This is a genomic window from Paracoccus sp. Z118 (assembly GCF_019061185.1).
In the GTDB taxonomy this organism is placed as follows: Bacteria; Pseudomonadota; Alphaproteobacteria; order Rhodobacterales; family Rhodobacteraceae; genus Paracoccus.
In genome coordinates this window covers 14,668-30,720 of the sequence record NZ_JAHQZU010000024.1, presented here as the reverse complement: position 1 = coordinate 30,720, position 16,053 = coordinate 14,668, and the positions used below count along the sequence as shown (strand labels likewise).

Annotated in this window: 13 protein-coding genes and 1 pseudogene; 9 read left to right on the top strand and 5 right to left on the bottom strand. The window is 68.6% G+C overall.

From position 1 onward, the window contains the following. Positions 1-497: 497 nt before the first annotated feature. Genes KTN05_RS14610 through KTN05_RS14590 form a run of 5 tightly spaced genes read left to right on the top strand, consistent with a single transcriptional unit; the run spans position 498 to position 5,428 of the window. The gene (locus tag KTN05_RS14610; protein WP_254368241.1) at positions 498-1,478 is read left to right on the top strand and encodes a TRAP transporter substrate-binding protein; all 981 of its coding nucleotides are present in this window, start codon (positions 498-500) and stop codon (positions 1,476-1,478) included. A 58-nt stretch (positions 1,479-1,536) separates the two neighbouring features. Beyond that, on the top strand, positions 1,537-2,145 hold the full coding sequence (locus tag KTN05_RS14605; RefSeq protein WP_217330130.1) for a TRAP transporter small permease: 609 nt from the start codon (positions 1,537-1,539) through the stop codon (positions 2,143-2,145). After that, positions 2,142-3,428 (top strand): TRAP transporter large permease, encoded by a 1,287-nt coding sequence (locus tag KTN05_RS14600; RefSeq protein ID WP_217330129.1) that lies wholly within the window; start codon positions 2,142-2,144, stop codon positions 3,426-3,428. Before KTN05_RS14605 ends, KTN05_RS14600 begins: the two co-directional genes overlap by 4 nt. Positions 3,429-3,432: 4 nt before the next feature. Then, the gene (locus tag KTN05_RS14595) at positions 3,433-4,620 is read left to right on the top strand and encodes a CaiB/BaiF CoA-transferase family protein (RefSeq protein ID WP_217330128.1); all 1,188 of its coding nucleotides are present in this window, start codon (positions 3,433-3,435) and stop codon (positions 4,618-4,620) included. Beyond that, positions 4,613-5,428, top strand: coding sequence for an enoyl-CoA hydratase (locus tag KTN05_RS14590; protein WP_217330127.1), 816 nt, complete (start codon positions 4,613-4,615; stop codon positions 5,426-5,428). Before KTN05_RS14595 ends, KTN05_RS14590 begins: the two co-directional genes overlap by 8 nt. A 117-nt stretch (positions 5,429-5,545) precedes the next feature. Here the strand turns inward: KTN05_RS14590 and KTN05_RS14585 are convergent, their stop codons facing one another. The 5 genes from KTN05_RS14585 to KTN05_RS14565 all read right to left on the bottom strand — a co-directional run bounded on the left by KTN05_RS14585 (position 5,546) and on the right by KTN05_RS14565 (position 11,884). Continuing rightward, positions 5,546-8,482, bottom strand: coding sequence for an FAD-binding and (Fe-S)-binding domain-containing protein (locus KTN05_RS14585; RefSeq protein ID WP_217330126.1), 2,937 nt, complete (start codon positions 8,480-8,482; stop codon positions 5,546-5,548). A gap of 118 nt (positions 8,483-8,600) precedes the next feature. Continuing rightward, positions 8,601-9,299, bottom strand: a complete 699-nt coding sequence (locus KTN05_RS14580) for a GntR family transcriptional regulator (protein ID WP_217330125.1) — start codon at positions 9,297-9,299, stop codon at positions 8,601-8,603. 60 nt (positions 9,300-9,359) lie between these two features. Next, positions 9,360-10,085 carry a GntR family transcriptional regulator gene (locus KTN05_RS14575; protein WP_371823380.1) on the bottom strand — a complete coding sequence of 242 codons (726 nt, stop codon included), beginning with the start codon at positions 10,083-10,085 and terminating at the stop codon, positions 9,360-9,362. Between the two features lie 105 nt (positions 10,086-10,190). Then, a complete protein-coding gene (locus tag KTN05_RS14570) occupies positions 10,191-10,616 on the bottom strand; it encodes a heme-binding protein (protein WP_217330123.1) in 426 nt (141 codons plus the stop codon). 80 nt (positions 10,617-10,696) lie between these two features. Further along, entirely contained in the window at positions 10,697-11,884 is a 1,188-nt protein-coding gene (locus KTN05_RS14565; protein ID WP_217330122.1) for an alanine--glyoxylate aminotransferase family protein, read from the bottom strand. A 342-nt stretch (positions 11,885-12,226) separates the two neighbouring features. Here KTN05_RS14565 and KTN05_RS18730 point away from each other — a divergent pair. The 4 genes and pseudogenes from KTN05_RS18730 to KTN05_RS14545 all read left to right on the top strand — a co-directional run bounded on the left by KTN05_RS18730 (position 12,227) and on the right by KTN05_RS14545 (position 15,747). After that, positions 12,227-12,588 (top strand): annotated as a pseudogene (locus KTN05_RS18730) (hypothetical protein). Next, positions 12,585-13,892, top strand: coding sequence for an HlyD family efflux transporter periplasmic adaptor subunit (locus KTN05_RS14555; RefSeq protein WP_217330121.1), 1,308 nt, complete (start codon positions 12,585-12,587; stop codon positions 13,890-13,892). Before KTN05_RS18730 ends, KTN05_RS14555 begins: the two are co-directional and overlap by 4 nt. Then, entirely contained in the window at positions 13,889-15,061 is a 1,173-nt protein-coding gene (locus tag KTN05_RS14550) for an FtsX-like permease family protein (protein ID WP_217330120.1), read from the top strand. Before KTN05_RS14555 ends, KTN05_RS14550 begins: the two co-directional genes overlap by 4 nt. Continuing rightward, positions 15,061-15,747, top strand: a complete 687-nt coding sequence (locus KTN05_RS14545) for an ATP-binding cassette domain-containing protein (protein ID WP_217330119.1) — start codon at positions 15,061-15,063, stop codon at positions 15,745-15,747. Before KTN05_RS14550 ends, KTN05_RS14545 begins: the two co-directional genes overlap by 1 nt. The last annotated feature ends 306 nt before the right edge of the window (positions 15,748-16,053 follow it).

The following is a 16,053-nucleotide window of genomic DNA, read 5'->3' as shown; positions in this document are numbered from 1 at the left end:
TGAAAGCCGGGCTGTGGTTCCGGCGCGGTCGTCTGCTCATGGTCTCTCCTCGCTCCTCGGCATCATGCCGATGTCGCGCGGATGATCCACTCAACGCCCCTGTTCAGATTTCCCGAACCAACTCTAACCTTCCTCTCCGCCGTAGCACTCGCCGCAACCGTCATGTTTTGGCTATGACCATCAATAAGTCTGGAGCCTGACAGAGCTGCAGAAGACCGGAAAAGGCTTGACAGCTCAAACCGGTTTATCATTCATAATTCAAAATCGGGAAGCACCGAGAAGCCCGGAGGCAGGGGAGGACTGCTTGGCGAAACCTGCACCAGCCTCCGAGGCGACGCGATGGGAGACGCGGTTCGAGCGCAGGTCGAGTATGCAGGCATGGAGTGAAGGGCAGGCGCAAGAGGATGCGATCTGCCGAAGCGGGCCCGCGCCGCGGGCCTCCCGGCGCCGGATCCCGTGAGGACCGTTGCGCCGTCAGACAAGTCCAGGGAGGAAAGATGCAGATCAAGCGATTCATCACGGCGGTCGTCATGGCCACATTCGGGCTGGTCGGCCACGCGCAGGCGCAGACCGAAATCAAGTTCGGCCATGTCGGGGAACCCGGCTCGCTGCTGGACCAGAGCGCGACCGAGTTCGCCCGGCGCGCCAACGAGAAGCTGGGCGACAAGGCCAAGGTCATTGCTTATGGCTCAAGCCAGCTCGGCAACGACACGGCAATGCTGCAGAAGCTGAAGCTGGGCACAATTGATCTGGCGCTGCCGACCACGGTCATGTCCTCGATGGTGCCGGTCTTCGGCCTGTTCGAGATGCCCTACCTGGTCCAGGACCGCGAGCACATGAAGCGGATCCGGGACGAGGTCGTGATGCCGGACATGGCGTCGCAGGCCGAAGAAGCCGGCTTCAAGATCCTCGGGGTCTGGGAAAACGGCTTCCGCCAGATCACCAACAACAAGCGGCCGATCAACACGCCCGAGGATCTGAAGGGCATCAAGCTGCGGGTCCCCAGCGGCGAGTGGCGCGTCAAGATGTTCGAAACCTATGGCGCCAGCCCCAGCCCGATGGCGTTTTCAGAGGTGTTCGTCGCCCTGCAGACCGGGGTGATGGACGGGCAGGAAAACCCCTACGCCCAGATCTATCCGTCGCGCTTCTACGAGGTGCAGGATTACCTGTCCAAGACCAACCACGTCTATACGCCCGGCTATGTCGTGGCCGGCAGGTCGTGGAGCAAGTTCGACCCCGAGGTGCAGCAGGTGCTGCAGGAAACCGCGGTAGAGATGCAGGACGTCGTCTACGAAATCGCGGCTCGGCTGGACTCGGAACTGCTGCAGAGCTTGATCGACGAGGGGATGCAGGTGAACGAGGTCGATACCGAGGCCTTCATCGCGGCCAGCCAGCCAGTCTACGATCTTTTCTCCGAGACCGTCGATGGCGGCGCGGAACTGATCGAGAAGGCCCGCGCCCTCGCGGTGGCCGAGTGATCTGATGCGGCGGGTCCGGCGTCCCGCCGGGCCTGCCCCCTTTTCCCTGGAGATGCAGATGCAAGCGCTCACCGTCAGGCGGGGCTTTGAAGTCCTGCTCGAGGTCATCACGGCGGCGATCGTGGCCGGCCTCGCCATTCTGATCGTCCTTGGCACGGTCTATCGCTACTTCGGTTCGGCGCTTAGCTGGTATGACGAGGTGGCATCGATCGGGCTGGTCTGGATGACCTATTTCGGCAGCGCGCTGGCTGCGCTGAAGGGGGCGCATATCGGCTTTCCCGGACTGGTCAACGCGATGCCGCCCCGGTGGCGCGTCCCGGTGACGCTGTTCGCCGAGGCCTGCGTGTTCTTCTTCTTCGGCCTGCTCGCCTATGCGGGGTGGGTCGTGCTGGTCATCCTTGAGGGGATGACGCTGGTGTCGCTGCCCAGCGTGTCGGTGCAGCTGACGCAGTCGATCATTCCGCTGGGCGCCGTCCTGTTCATGATCGCCGAGGCCTTCCGCCTGCCCGAGGTGATTTCCGCCGCCCGCGGCGAAGGCTTCGTGGATCACGAGATCAAGGAAGCCCTGGGCGACATCTCGAACACCCCGCTGGAACTGGACGATGCCAGCGTGCCGGCCGCCAGCCACCGTGACCACCACAACCCCGTCGCGGGAGACAAGCGATGACAATCGGCTACATGCTTCTCGGGATGTTCGCGCTGGCGCTGCTGAACATCCCCATTGCCGTGGCGCTCGGCCTGGTGGCAATCGCGGCGGTCGTGCTGGTGCAGGGCGTGGACATGCTGCCCAACCTCGCGCTGACGATGTTCGAGGGCGCATCGAACTTCTCGCTGCTGGCGATCCCGCTGTTCGTGCTGGCCGGCTCGATCATGAACGCCTCGTCGATTTCGCGCCGGCTGATCGCGCTGGCCTCGGCGCTGGTCGGCTTCGTCCGCGGCGGCCTGTCCTTCGTGGTGATCGGCGCGTCGATGTTCTTTGCCGAGATCTCGGGCTCGGCCGTGGCCGGCGTGGCGGCGCTGGGGTCGATCCTCATCCCCGCGATGCGGAAGAAGGGATATTCCAAGGAATTTTCGGCGGCGATCTGCTCCTCGGCCTCCAGCCTGGCCATCATCCTGCCGCCCTCGATCCCGATGATCCTGTATGCGGTCATGGCGCAGCAGTCCGTGGTCAAGATGTTCGTCGCGGGCTTCGGCCCCGGCATCGTGGGGGCCATCTGCCTGGCCGTCGCAGCCTATGTGCAGGCGCGCCGCTACAACTTCCCGGTCGAGGAAAGCTTCCAGATCTCGAATGTCTGGCTGCGCCTTAAGGAGGCGGGCTGGGCCCTGATGCTGCCGGTCATCATCCTGGGCGGCATCTTCGGCGGCATCGTGACGGCGACCGAAGGCGCGGGCCTCGCCGTGGTCGCGGCGCTGTTCATCTCGATCGTGATCTACCGCGAATTCGACATCCGGGCGCTCTACAAGGCGCTGATCGACAGCGGCGTGCAGACGGCAGTGGTGATGCTGCTGGTCGCCTCGTCCTATCTGATCGGCGGGTTCCTGACCGAGGCGCAGTTGCCGCAGCAACTCGCGGGCGCGATCAGTGACGTGACCGACAACAAGTACATGATCCTGCTGATGCTGAACGTGGCCTTCCTGATTCTGGGCATGTTCCTGCACTCGGCGGCGGCGATCATCCTGGTGGTGCCGATCGTGATGCCGATGGTGCTGGCGGCCGGGATCGACCCGGTGCATTTCGGCCTCGTGGTGACGCTGAACCTGGCAATCGGCCAGCAGACGCCCCCCGTCGCCTCGGTGCTGATCGCCGCCTGTTCGATCGCCAAGGCGGACATCTGGGAAACGACCAAGGCCAACCTGCCGTTCATCTTCGCGCTGCTGGCGCTGCTGATGATCTGCACCTACCTGCCGGGTGTCTCGCTGCTGCTGGTCCACCTTATCTACGGAGCCTGACGACATGACCGATCAACAGAAAACGCTGCCGCTTCAGGGAATCCGCGTCCTCGACGTCAGCCAGGTGATGGCCGGGCCCTTTGCCTGCATGCTGCTGGGCGACCTGGGCGCCGACGTGATCAAGGTCGAGCCGCCGACCGGCGACCAGACCCGCAGCTCGATGGGGTTCAAGCTGAAGGGGGACGACAGCCTCGGCTTCCTGAACATGAACCGCAACAAGCGGTCCATCGTGCTGGATCTCAAGTCCGAGGCGGATCGCCAGATCTTCCTTGCCTTGGCGAAGACCGCGGACGTGATCGTCGAGAACTATCGGCCCGGCGTCGTCCGGAAGCTCGGCATCGACTATGACACCGTTTCGCAGATCAATCCCGGCATCATCTATGCCAGCATCTCGGGCTTCGGCCAGACCGGGCCGTGGTCCGCGCGGCCGGGCTTCGACCTGATGGCGCAGGCGGCGTCGGGCATCATGTCGATCACCGGGCATCCCGACGGTCCCCCGGCGAAATCCGGCGGGCCGCTGGCCGATATCGGCTGTTCGCTGTTCGCAGTCTACGGGATCCTTTCCGCCTATATCGGCCGCCAGGCGACGGGCAAGGGGCAGTTCATCGACGCGTCGCTGTATGAGGCCGGGCTGTCCTTCGCGGTGTGGGACATCTGCGATTACTGGGGAACGGGGGTGGTCCCGGACCGGATCGGCACCGCCAACCGGATGGCCGCGCCCTATCAGGCGGTCCGGGCCAGCGACGGGTATTTCGTGCTGGGCGCCAACAACGACCGGCTTTACCGCCGGTTGTGCGACACGATCGGCCGGCCCGAGCTGATCGAGCATCCCGACTATCGGACCAATGCGCTGCGGATGTCCAACCGGACCGCGCTGATCGCCGAACTGGAGGAAACCCTGACCCAGAAGACCCGCGACGAGTGGGTGGAAAAGCTTCTGGAGGCCGGGATCCCGGCCGGGTCGATCCTGGATTACGCCGAGGCCCTGGGCAACCCGCAGGCACAGGCGCGCGACATGGTCATGCCCATCCAGCATCCGGTCGAGGGCGAGGTGAAGAACATCGGCTTCCCCGTCAAGCTGCGCGGCACCCCCCAGCAGGTCCGCCGGCACCCGCCGCTGCTGGACGAGCACCGCGCCGAGATCCTGCAGGAACTCGGCCTGGCGACCGGACGCGAGGCCGCCGATGTCTGACACGCCCGGCAACAGCGCATCGAGCCGCGATCAGGCCCCCGCAAAGGGGGACGTGACGCTTCGGATCGACGGACCGGTTGCGCATGTGACCTTTGACCGACCGGCGGCCCGCAACGCCATGACCTTCGCCATGTATGCGCGCCTGGGCGAGATCTGCGACGAGCTGGAGGGCCGCGACGACCTCCGCGCCATCGTGTTCCGTGGCGCGGGCGGGGCCTTCGTGGCGGGAACCGACATCTCCGAGTTCACCCAGTTTACGGGCGGCGAGGACGGCGTCACCTATGAGGCGCGGATCGACGAGACGCTGACGCGCTTGACGCGGCTGCCCGCGCCGACCCTTGCCGTCATCGACGGCGCCGCCGTCGGGGGTGGGCTGGCGATCTCGGCCGCCTGCGACCTGCGGATCGTGACGCCGCGCGCCCGCTTTGGCGTGCCGATCGCGCGCACGGTGGGCAACACGCTGTCGGCGGCCAACATCGCCCGCCTGATCCGCGCCCTCGGCGACGGCCCGGTGCGGCAGATGCTGTTGCTGTCGGTGCTGCTGGACGGCGAGACGGTGCATCGGCTGGGCTTTGCCGGCGCCTGCGTGCCCGAGGCCGAGCTGGAGGCCGAGGCCGCGCGCCAGGTCGCGCGGCTGTGCGAGGCCGCCCCGCTGACGATCCGCGCCTGCCGCGACCTGTTCGCCCGGCTGGCGGACAGCGCGCCGGACGACAGGGATGTCATCGCCCGCGTCTACGGCAGCCGCGATTTCCGCGAGGGGGTGAGCGCCTTCACGCAGAAGCGCAAACCCGAGTGGCAGGGCATCTGAAATCGACGGAAGACGGCGGAAAGCGCCGGATCTGACCCGCGACGGCACGGAGCGCCGCGGGTCGCGCGTCCTGTGCCGTCACCAGCGCGCGGTGCCCCCCGCGATGGCTCCGCCCCCTCACACCTGCGCCAGCGCCCGGTCCAGAACCTGCGCGACATGGATCGCCTGCCGGTCCGCGCCATCGTGGATCTGGTGGCGGCAGCTGGTGCCATCAGCCACGATCAGGTCGTCCGGCCCGGCCTTGCGGACGGCTGGCAGCAGCGACAACTCGGCCATCATCATCGACACTTCGTGGTTCTCGGTCGAGTAGCCGAAAGCGCCCGACATGCCGCAGCACGAGCTTTCGATCACCGTCAGTTCCAGTCCCGGCACGCTGCGCAGGACGGATTCCACCGGACCCATGACGTCGAAGGCCTTCTGGTGGCAATGGCCGTGCAGATGGGCGACCCGGCCCTTCTGGTCGGCCAGCGGCAGGGTCACGGTCCCCGCCTTCAGGTCGGCGGCCAGCGCCTCCTCGAACAGCAGCGCCTTGCCCTCGAGGAAACCCGTTTCCGAGGCGGGCAGCAGCGCGGTCATCTCGTCGCGGAAGGTCAGGATGCAGGACGGCTCCAGCCCGACCACGCGCGCGCCCCGCTCGACGAAGGGGCGCAGGGCGTCGATCGAACGCCGGACCTCGGCCCGCGCCTCATCGGTCTGCCCGGATGCGAGCCAGGTTCGCCCGCAGCACATCGGGCGGCTGCCGCCCGCGGGCTGGACCCGGTGCAGGCGGTAGCCGGCGGCGAGCAGCACCCGCTCGGCCGCTTCCAGGTTCTCGCGCTCGAAATAGCGGTTGAAGGTGTCGCCGAACAGCACGAGGTCGAGCCCGTCGCCGACCACATCCTCGGGGCGGGCGGCCGGGCGCGTCTCCTTCCACGGCCTGCCCCATTTCGGCAGGCTGCGCTTGGCGGAAAAGCCCAGCATCCGTTCGGACAGCCTTGCGACGAAGGGAATCCGGTCGCGCAGGTTCAAGGCGGGCGCGAGGCGGCTGGCGCGGTGGGCAATGTGCGGCAGGTTGGCGATCAGCCGCTCGCGCAGGGGCAGCCCGTGCTTCTTGTAGTAATGGTGCAGGAACTCGATCTTCATGCGCGCCATGTCCACGCCCGTGGGGCAGTCGCGCTTGCAGCCCTTGCAGGACACGCAGAGATCCAGCGTTTCCTTCATCTCGGGCGAGGTGAAGGCGTCGGGCCCAAGCTGCCCCGAGATCGCCAGCCGCAGCGAGTTCGCCCGCCCCCGCGTCAGGTGCTGTTCCTCGCGCGTCGCACGGTAGGACGGGCACATGGTCCCGCCCGCCAGCTTCCGGCAGGTGCCGTTGTTGTTGCACATCTCGACCGCGGCGCCGAAGCTGCCCCAGTCCGACCAGTCGAGCGCGGTCCTTTCCGGCTGCGTCGCCGCATAGCCGGGCTGGAAGCGCATCAGGCTGCGGTCGTCCATCTTCAGCGGTCGGACGATCTTGTGGGGGTTCAGGCGGTTTTCGGGGTCGAAGCTGTCCTTCACCTGCTCGAAGGCGCGGGTCAGCTTCGCGCCGAACAGCGGTTCCACGAATTCCGACCGCGAGATGCCGTCGCCATGCTCGCCCGAGAACGATCCCTTGTAGCGGCGCACGAGATCGGCGGTTTCCTCGGCGATGGCGCGCATCTTCCGCACGCCCTCCCCGGTCTTCATGTTCAGGATCGGGCGGACATGCAGGCAGCCGACCGAGGCATGGGCATACCACGTCCCGACCGTGCCGTGCCTGCTGAAAACCTCTGTCACGGCGTCGGTGTAATCGGCCAGGTGCTCCAGCGGGACCGCGCAATCCTCGATGAAGGAGACGGGCTTTCCGTCGCCCTTCATCGACATCATGATGTTCAGGCAGGCCTCGCGCACCTCCCACACCGGCTTCTGGCGGGCCGGCTCGATCACCTTGACCACCGCGTCCGGAAAGCCGTGGTCGCTCATGCACTGGTCGAGCCGCTTCAGGTCGCGTTTCAGCGCGTCGGGGTCGTCGCCCGCGAATTCAACCAGCAGCAGGCAGTTGGGCTGGCCGCGGGTGATGTCGCTCAGCGTGCGGACGAACAGGGGGATGTCGGCGCCCAGCACCAGCACGTTGTTGTCCACCAGCTCGACCGCGACCGGGTCCAGCGCGACGATGTGCCGGGTCGTCTCCATCGCGGCGCGGAAGGTTGGGAAATGGCAGACGCCCATCACGCGGTGCGCGGGCAGGGGCGACAGCTTCAGCGTGACGCCGGTGGTCAGCGCCAGCGTGCCTTCCGACCCGACCAGCAGGTGCGAATGGTTGGGGTTTTCCGGCAGCAGCTCGTCGAGGTTGTAGCCGCCGACCCGGCGCTGAACCTTCGGGAAGATCGTCTCGATATCGGCGCGGTGCTGGCGGGCCAGGGTCGTCAGCCGCTCCATGATCCCGCGCGAATGCGGGTGCAGGGTGGCCAGCGGCGCGTCGCTCAGGGAAAAGCGCTCGCCGTCGGCCAGCATCCCGTCGATGGCCAGCACATTGTCCACCATCTTGCCGAAGCGCAGCGACCGTGCCCCGCAGGAGTTATTCCCCGCCATCCCCCCGATGGTGCAGCGCGAGGCCGTCGAGGGCTCGACCGGAAAGAACAGCCCGTCCTTGCGGAGGGCATCGTTCAGCGTGCTCAGCACCGTTCCGGGACGGACGCGGACGGTGCGGGCCTGCGGGTCATAGTCGGTGACGCCGTTGAAGTGGCGCGACATGTCCAGGATCAGCCCGTCCCCGATCGGCTGGCCGTTCTGCGAGGTGCCGCCGCCGCGTGCGATCACGGGAACGCCATGCTCGGCCGCGACCTGCAGGGCGGCGGCGATGTCGTCCTCGTGCCGGGGAAAGGCCACGGCGCGCGGCATGATCTGGTAGATCGAGGCATCGGTCGCATAGCGCCCGCGCGTGAAGGCGTCGACGCGGACCTCGCCTTCCAGCGCCTTGCCAAGGGCGGCCTGAAAGGCCTTGTTCCGGGCGGCGGCGCGCGCGGCAGGAGGGGCGTTCTGCGGGCTGGGTGCGGTCATCTGCCTGTGCCTTCTTGCTTCGGTTTCCGGGAAGCCGCTGCGGGGTGGGCAGGGGTGCCTGCACCGGGGGCTAGTTCCAAATTGGATGCATCATTGCCGCAGCATGGCAATAATGCATTCAATTCTTACGCGCGGCAAGGTTCCGCAGGATGGCCGAGCGCGTGCTGCGAAGGTGGTTGAACAGCAGGTCTGCCAGTTCCGCGCCCGCCCGGCGGCACAGCGCGTGGAGGATCAGTTCATGCTCGCGCACCGCCTCGCGCCAGCGGTCCCCCTGCTCGTCGAGATTGGCGGCGAAGCGGACGCGGCGCAGCCGGCCCAGAAGCGCGCGGGCCGCCGCCGACAGCGCGCCGTTGCCGGCGGCGGCAAGGATCGCCTCGTGGATCCGCTGGTTGCAGGCGAAATAGCCGGGCCGGTCCCCGCGCAGGTAATGCGCGTACATCTCGCGGTGGGTCTGCTCGATCGCGTCGAACTGCTCGGGCGTGATCCGCTCGCAGGCAAGGCGTCCGGCAAGCGCCTCCAGCCCGCCCATGAGGTCGAACAGCTCGCCGATCTCGTCGGGCGTCAGCGACTTCACGCGCGCGCCGCGGTTCGGCAGCAATTCGATCAGCCCTTCGGACGCCAGCACCTTGAGCGCCTCGCGCAGTGGCGTGCGAGACACCCCGAACCGCGCGCACAGTTCGCGTTCCGAGATGCGGGCCCCGTCCGGCAGGTCGCCATGCACCACATGGTCGCGCAGGCGGGACAGCACCTCGCCATGCAGCGTGGTGGCGATGCGTTCGGAAATGCCCGCGCCGTCGTCGGCCGTGAGATCGTTCATCCGCCAAGTCCCTGCCGTCCTGGCCCGAAAGGATAGCGGATTGCCTTCGATCTGCCTAGATCACCCCCCGGATTGAATGCAATCCTCGGTCGTGCGCCGTGTCGGTCGCCCCTCCGCCTGCTCGGCACCGGCGAGGGATTGGCTCACCGCCCTCAGCTTGTTCTCGAGGTGCCGCCGCAGGATAGCGGCCAGCTTGATCCCGTCGCGCGCGGTCAGGTGAGCCATGATGCGCTCGTGTTCCTCGACCGCCTGCGCCCAGCGGTCGGGGGTGGTGTTGGCGACATAGCGCGCCCGCTGCACCCGCGCCGACAGGGATCGGTAATGCGCCGCCAGGGTCGGGTTCTTCGCCGCGCCCAGAATGCCCTCGTGGATACTCTGGTTGGCGGCGTAATAGCCGCTCAGGTCGCCGGCGCGGTAATGCGCCAGCATGGCCTCGTGATGGCGGCGGATCTCCTCCAGTTCGGCGGGGGTGATGTTCCGGCACGCCAGCTCGCCCGCCAGCGCCTCGAGCGCGCCCATGACCGGGAAGACCTCGTCCAGATCCTGCTGCGTGATCCGGCTGACGCGGGCGCCGCGATTGGGCTCCAGCACGACCAGCCCCTCGGAAGCCAGCACCTTCAGCGCCTCGCGCAGCGGCGTGCGCGAGACGCCGTAGGCCTCGCACAGGTCCTTTTCGGGCACCTTCACCCCCGGCCCCAGGTCGCCGTGGACGATGAGGTCGCGCAGCACCTGCGTCAGTTCCTCGTGCAGGGTCTTCCGCTGCAGCGCCTTGAAAGGTTCCGGCACGATGTTCATGACGTGGTTGCCCCGTGGTTCCTGCGGAAAGGCCGGTGTCGCGGCGGCGATCCTACCACCGCCGCCGCGCCCCGCGCCAGCAAGTTCCGGCCACCATCAGCCGGCGTCGGCCCGCAGGCCCGCCGCCTCGATGGCGGCCACCGCGCAGGCCTCGTCGTTGTCCGAGCTGTCGCCGGTGATACCGACGGCGCCGATGATCTCGCCGTCCTTGCGGATCAGCACGCCGCCGGGAACGGGAACAAGGCTGCCGCCCGCGATCGTGTTCATCGCCTGGATGAAATAGGGCTGTTCCTGCGCGCGGGCGTAAAGCGCGCGCGAGCCGAGGCCCATCCCGATGGCCCCCCGCGCCTTGCCCTGCGCGATTTCCGACCGCAGCAGGCTGGTCCCGTCCTGTCGCAACAGCACCTTGAGATGGCCGGCCGAGTCCAGCACTGCCACCGTCAGCGGCTTCAGGTTCATCTCGCTCGCCCGTTCGAGGCAGAGATCGGCCAGCTTGAGGGCCAGGTCGAGTGTCAGGGTCATGCGGTCCTCATGTCGGCAGGCAGGGTGGGGCCCTGATGCACGGGGCGACGATGTGCCCAGGTCGTCGGGGCGCAAGCCGCTCAGGCGTCGATCCCCGGCGCGGGGGTGGCTTCCAGATGCGCCATAGCGGCGGCGACGCCGCCACTGTCATGCGGCACCCTTGCCTTGGACAGCCCCATCTCGACCCCGCTCAGCGCGCCGATCAGCGTCAGGTCGTTGATGTCGCCCAGGTGGCCGATGCGGAACACCTTGTCCGCGACCTTGGACAGCCCGCTTCCCAGCGAGATGTTGTAGTGCCGCAGCGCCTCGGCCCGGAAGGCGTCGGCGCTGTGGCCCTCGGGCATCATCACCGTTGTCAGCACGCCGCTTTCGTGGCCCTGCCGGTTGCACAGCACCTCGAGTCCCCAGGCGCGGACGGCGGCGCGGGTCGCGGCGGCCAGGCGCTGGTGGCGGGCGAAGACCGTCTCCAGCCCTTCCTCGTGCAGCATGTCGATCGCCTCGACCAGGCCGTAGAGCATGTTGGTGGCGGGCGTGTAGGGGAAATAGCCCTTGGCGTTGATCTCGACCATCTCCTGCCAGTCCCAGTAGGACCGGGGCATCCCGTTGGCCTTCGCAACCTCCAGCGCCTTGGCGCTGACCGCGTTGAAGCTGATGCCCGGCGGCAGCATCAGGCCCTTCTGCGAGCCCGAGACCGCGACATCGATGCCCCATTCGTCGAAGCGGAAGTCGATGGAGGCGAGCCCCGAGATCGTGTCCACCATCAGCAGGGCCGGGTGCCCGGCCGCGTCGATGGCGCGGCGCACATCCGCGATGGGCGAGACCGAGCCGGTCGAGGTCTCGTTGTGGACGACGCAGACGGCCTTGATCTCGTGGCCGGTGTCGGCGCTCAGGTGCTGCTCGATCTGGTCGGGATTGGCGCCCGAGCGCCAGTCGCCGCCGATGAACTCGGCCCGCACGCCCAGCTTCTCGGCCATCTTCTTCCACAGCGTTGCGAAATGGCCGGTTTCGTACATCAGGACGCGGTCGCCTTCCTTCAGCACGTTGGCGAGCGCCGCTTCCCAGGCCCCGGTGCCCGAAGACGGGTAAATGATGACGTTCTGATCGGTCTTGAAGATCGTCTTCATCCCGGCCAGCGCCCTGAGGCCCAGTTCACCGAACTCGGGGCCGCGATGGTCGATCACCTGCGCCGACATGGTCCGCAGGACGCGATCCGGAACCGGGCTTGGGCCGGGGATCTGAAGGAAGTGGCGACCGAAAACATGGGTCATTGTTCTGTCTCCTGGGACGGACCTCATCTGAATAATGAATGCATTATCTTCGGCAGCAGGTCAACACCGAAGGCGTCGATACGCGCATGCGCGCTGTCGCCCCGATCCCCTTGGGACTTCACCGATCGGCGCTGACCCGAGGCTGCGACGAGAAGCGGCATTGAAGGACTCGGCGCGATGGGCGACCTTGGCCGTGTCGACATGGCGGGATGAACGTGCTGGCCAGAATGAGGACGAGACGCGACTTCGACCTGCGCGCGCGGACCATCGTTCCGCCTGTCCGGCATGTGCCGCGACTGGCATGCCGGACCCCCGGACTGCCAGCACGGGTGAGGGCCCTGCCTGACCGCCATCCGGGTCGCTGCGGTCGTGGCCGTCCTGTTCGGCCTTCCGACTGTCCTGAGCGGCGGGCGCGCCCTGTTCGGCGGCGCCGACATGGGCGCAGTGGTGGGGTTCGTGCTGCTGTTCAATTCCTGGCCGGCTTCGCCTATGTCCTTGCGGGGATCGGCCTGTGGCAAGGGCGCCGCTGGGCGCCCGGCCTTTCGCTTGCGATCCTGGCGGCCACGCTGGTCGTCTTTGCTCGATTCGGCTGGCATGTGCTGATCGGCCGCCCCTACGAGGCGCGCACGGTTGGCGCGATGGCGCTGCGGTCGCTCGTCTGGGCGGCGATCGCCGCGGCCGCCCTGCGCGGGCGCGGCCGGTGACTGACGCGCCCCCGCCCGGCCCGCCCGAGGCCCGCCCGTCCCGGGGCCGGCATGGCCGCCTTCGCTGGCTTCTGGCGCTGCCGCTGGTCCCGTTGCTGCTGCTGACCGGGGCGGTCGCGGGGATGTATTTCCAGCCGCCCGGCCTGCGGCTGATCTTTGCGCGGACCGGCCTGGTCCCGGGGGCGGGGTCGAGCGTCCCCATCGCCCTGCCGCCCGAGATCGACCTGCCGCCGGCCGTGGCCGAGACGATCGTCGCCAGCGACGTGATCGGGCTGGCCCGGCTGATGCCGCGGGGCGATGTCATCACCGTGGCGCCCCCCTATGGCGCGGGGGACGCCCGGATCGCCAGCCTGCCGGTCGCCGAAGGCGAGCGTGTCGCCGCAGGGCAGATCGTCGCCACGCTGGACAACCTGCCATTCCTGGAAAGCGCCCTGCTCACCGCGCGTGCCGAGGTCGCGGTGCGCGAGGCGTCGCTGGACCAGACCCGCGCCGCCGTCGCAGCGTCGCGCGCCGAGGCGCAGGCGTCGCTGGACCAGGCCCGGGCGGCCGCGGTCGAGGCGCAGGCCGACCACGCCCGCACGCTGTCCCTGTCGCAGCGTGGCATCGCCACCCAGGCGGCGCTGGAGGTGGCCGAGGCCAACCGGAGCCAGACCGCGCTGGCCGTCGCCAAGGCCGAGGCGACGCTGAACCGTTTCGTGGCGGGCGAGGCCGATGCCCAGCCCGACGTGATCGTGGCAAGGCGGCTCGTGGACGCCGCCCGGGCGGCGCTGGTGCGGGCCGAGGCGGACCTTGCGCGCGCCAGGGTGCAGGCCCCGATCTCGGGCACGGTCCTGACGCGGGACGCGCGCGCCGGCGAGCGCCCGCCCGCGGACGGCATCCTGACCATGGGCGACACCGACCGGATGATGGCCGAGGTCGAGGTCTATCAGGACCGCATCAGTCGGGTGGCGGTCGGCCAGCCGGTCGAGCTGATGGCGGTGGCGATCGGGACATCGCTGACGGGCCATGTCTCGCGGATCGGGCTGGTGGTGGGGCGGCAGGGATTGCTGCCCGACGACATCGCCGCCAACACCGACGCACGCGTCGTCGAGGTCGAGGTCGAACTCGACCCGGAGAGCAGCCGCATCGCCGCCCGCTATACCAACCTCGAGGTGGTGGCCCGGATCCGAACCGGGGCGGCGGCGGGCGGCGCGGGCGGCGTCGGCGCGGGAGGAGAGGGGGAAGTCGGGGAGGGCCCCGTGCAGGCTTCGCCGGGCCCCGTAGCGCCGCCCCCGGCATCGCCGCAGGCCGCGGCCGACGGATGACCGCGATCCTGACCCGGCTTCTGGGGCGCTTGCCGATCGGCTGGCTGCAACTGACCCACAACCGCGCCCGGCTGATCGCGGCGCTGGCCGGGGTCGCCTTTGCCAATGTGCTGGTGTTCGTCCAGCTTGCCATCATGGGCTCGATGTCGATCGCGACGGGGCGGCCCTACGACTTCTTCGAGGCCGGGCTGATGATCTCGGCCGCCGATGCGGATTCGCTGACCGACGGCAGCAACGTGGCCCGCCAGTGGCTGTTCCAGGCGCTGGCCCATCCGCAGGTCACCGCCGGGGCGCCCCTGTTCGTGGGCAACGTCACGCTTCAGCACGCGGGGACCACGATGTCCCTGACGACCTTCGGTGTCGATCCGGCCCAGCCGGGGTTCCTCGCCCCGGCGCTGCGCGGGTACGCCGAACTGCTGACGCTGCCGGATTCCGGGATCATCGATCGCCTGACGCGCGGGCTGGAGCCGGGGGAGGCCGACGCCCTCGGGCCCGCCTCGCCCGTGACGCTGGAGGTCCGCGGCCGCACCCTGACGCTTTACGGCGGTTTCGCGGGCGGCGGCGGCTTCGGGGTGGACGGATATCTGGTCGTGTCGGACCAGACCTTCCTGAAGGTCGTTCAGAACCGCCAGACGGCGGCGCCCGACCACATCCTGCTTGCGCTTGCCCCCGGCGCCGACGCCGGCCGAGTCGCGCACGAGCTGCGCGCGCTCGTCTCGGACCGGACACTGCGCATCCGCCCCTATGCGCAGGCCCGGGCCGAGGACATCGCCTACCAGCAGACCCGCCGGCCAACCGGCATCATCTTCGGTTTCGGCGTGGTCATCGGAATCCTCGTCGGGCTGGTGATCGTCTATCAGGTGCTTTCGACCGACGTCGCCGACCACATCCGCGAATATGCGACCTTCAAGGCCATGGGCTACCGGCAGCGCTTCCTGCTGGGGATCGTGCTGGAAGAGGCGCTGATCCTGGCCCTCCTGGGGGCGGGGCCGGGCTATCTGGTCGCGCGGGCGCTGATCGGGGGGATGCGCCGGGCGACCGGCCTGCCGCTGGAGCTTGGCGCGCCGACGGTGGTGGCGGTGGTCATCGGCACGGTAGTCGCCTGCGCGCTGTCGGGGGCTCTGGCCACGCGGCGCCTTGCCTCGGCCGATCCGGCCGACCTGTTCTGATGGTAGCCGACGATGCAGCCATCGTCGCCGCCGGCCTGAGCCACTGGTTCGGCCGTGGCGAGGCGCGCAAGCAGGCCATCTTCGACGTCGACCTGACCGTGGCCCGCGGCAGTCTGACCGTGCTGGTCGGGCCCTCGGGGTCGGGCAAGACCACGCTGCTGACCCTGATGGGCTGTCTGCGCGACGTGCAGCAGGGCTCGGTCCGGCTGCTGGGGCAGGAACTCGCCGGCGCGCCCGAGCGGCAGCTGGTCGCGCTGCGGCGCAGGCTGGGGTTCATTTTTCAGGCTCACAACCTGCACGAAAGCCTGACAGCGCGCCAGAACGTCCTGATGGGCGTGCAGGTCGGGTCCCGGCGTCCGCGCGGTGACGAGAACGCGACCGCGGTCCAGATCCTGACCCTGCTGGGCCTTGCCGACCGGATCGACTATCTGCCGGCCAACCTGTCGGGCGGGCAGAAGCAGCGGGTCGCCATTGCCCGCGCCCTGGCCGGCGACCCCGAGGTGGTGTTCGCCGACGAGCCGACCGCCGCGCTGGACCACGACAGCAGCATGACGGTCATCGGTCAGCTCAAGCGCCTGGGCCGGGGGCGGGGCATGACGACGGTGATGGTGACCCATGACAGCCGCATCATCGGGATGGCCGACCGGGTCGTCACGTTGGAAGACGGCCGGATCGCCCCCGCCTGAAAGCAGGACTGACCGGCCGCAGAGCTGCGCACCTCCCGCGTCCGCAGGGCCACGGACCACGACGTTTCCAGATCCTCGGCCGCCTGAACATGGATTCAAGCCCGGCCTCCGTGACTGGCAAGGCGTGGCGATCCGGCCGTGGCCTCACCGTCCGGTCCTGCCCGGCGGCTTGGCGGTTCGGAACCGGGATCCTGCGTGCCTGCCAGGCGAGGGCCGCCCGCCCAGAGCCGGCAGGACCAGCAGGCCGGCTTCCGCGACGGTCAGGCTTCGACGGTTCCTGGTCTTGCCTTCCTGATCCGATGCGGC

Coding starts and splice junctions, on each gene's coding strand:
- KTN05_RS14580 (WP_217330125.1), bottom strand. CDS start 9,299: ATGAACGATCTCACGGCCGACGACGGCGCGGGCATTTCCGAACGCATC.
- KTN05_RS14595 (WP_217330128.1), top strand. CDS start 3,433: ATGACCGATCAACAGAAAACGCTGCCGCTTCAGGGAATCCGCGTCCTC.
- KTN05_RS14585 (WP_217330126.1), bottom strand. CDS start 8,482: ATGACCGCACCCAGCCCGCAGAACGCCCCTCCTGCCGCGCGCGCCGCC.
- KTN05_RS14550 (WP_217330120.1), top strand. CDS start 13,889: ATGACCGCGATCCTGACCCGGCTTCTGGGGCGCTTGCCGATCGGCTGG.
- KTN05_RS14600 (WP_217330129.1), top strand. CDS start 2,142: ATGACAATCGGCTACATGCTTCTCGGGATGTTCGCGCTGGCGCTGCTG.
- KTN05_RS14610 (WP_254368241.1), top strand. CDS start 498: ATGCAGATCAAGCGATTCATCACGGCGGTCGTCATGGCCACATTCGGG.
- KTN05_RS14570 (WP_217330123.1), bottom strand. CDS start 10,616: ATGACCCTGACACTCGACCTGGCCCTCAAGCTGGCCGATCTCTGCCTC.
- KTN05_RS14545 (WP_217330119.1), top strand. CDS start 15,061: ATGGTAGCCGACGATGCAGCCATCGTCGCCGCCGGCCTGAGCCACTGG.
- KTN05_RS14590 (WP_217330127.1), top strand. CDS start 4,613: ATGTCTGACACGCCCGGCAACAGCGCATCGAGCCGCGATCAGGCCCCC.
- KTN05_RS14605 (WP_217330130.1), top strand. CDS start 1,537: ATGCAAGCGCTCACCGTCAGGCGGGGCTTTGAAGTCCTGCTCGAGGTC.
- KTN05_RS14565 (WP_217330122.1), bottom strand. CDS start 11,884: ATGACCCATGTTTTCGGTCGCCACTTCCTTCAGATCCCCGGCCCAAGC.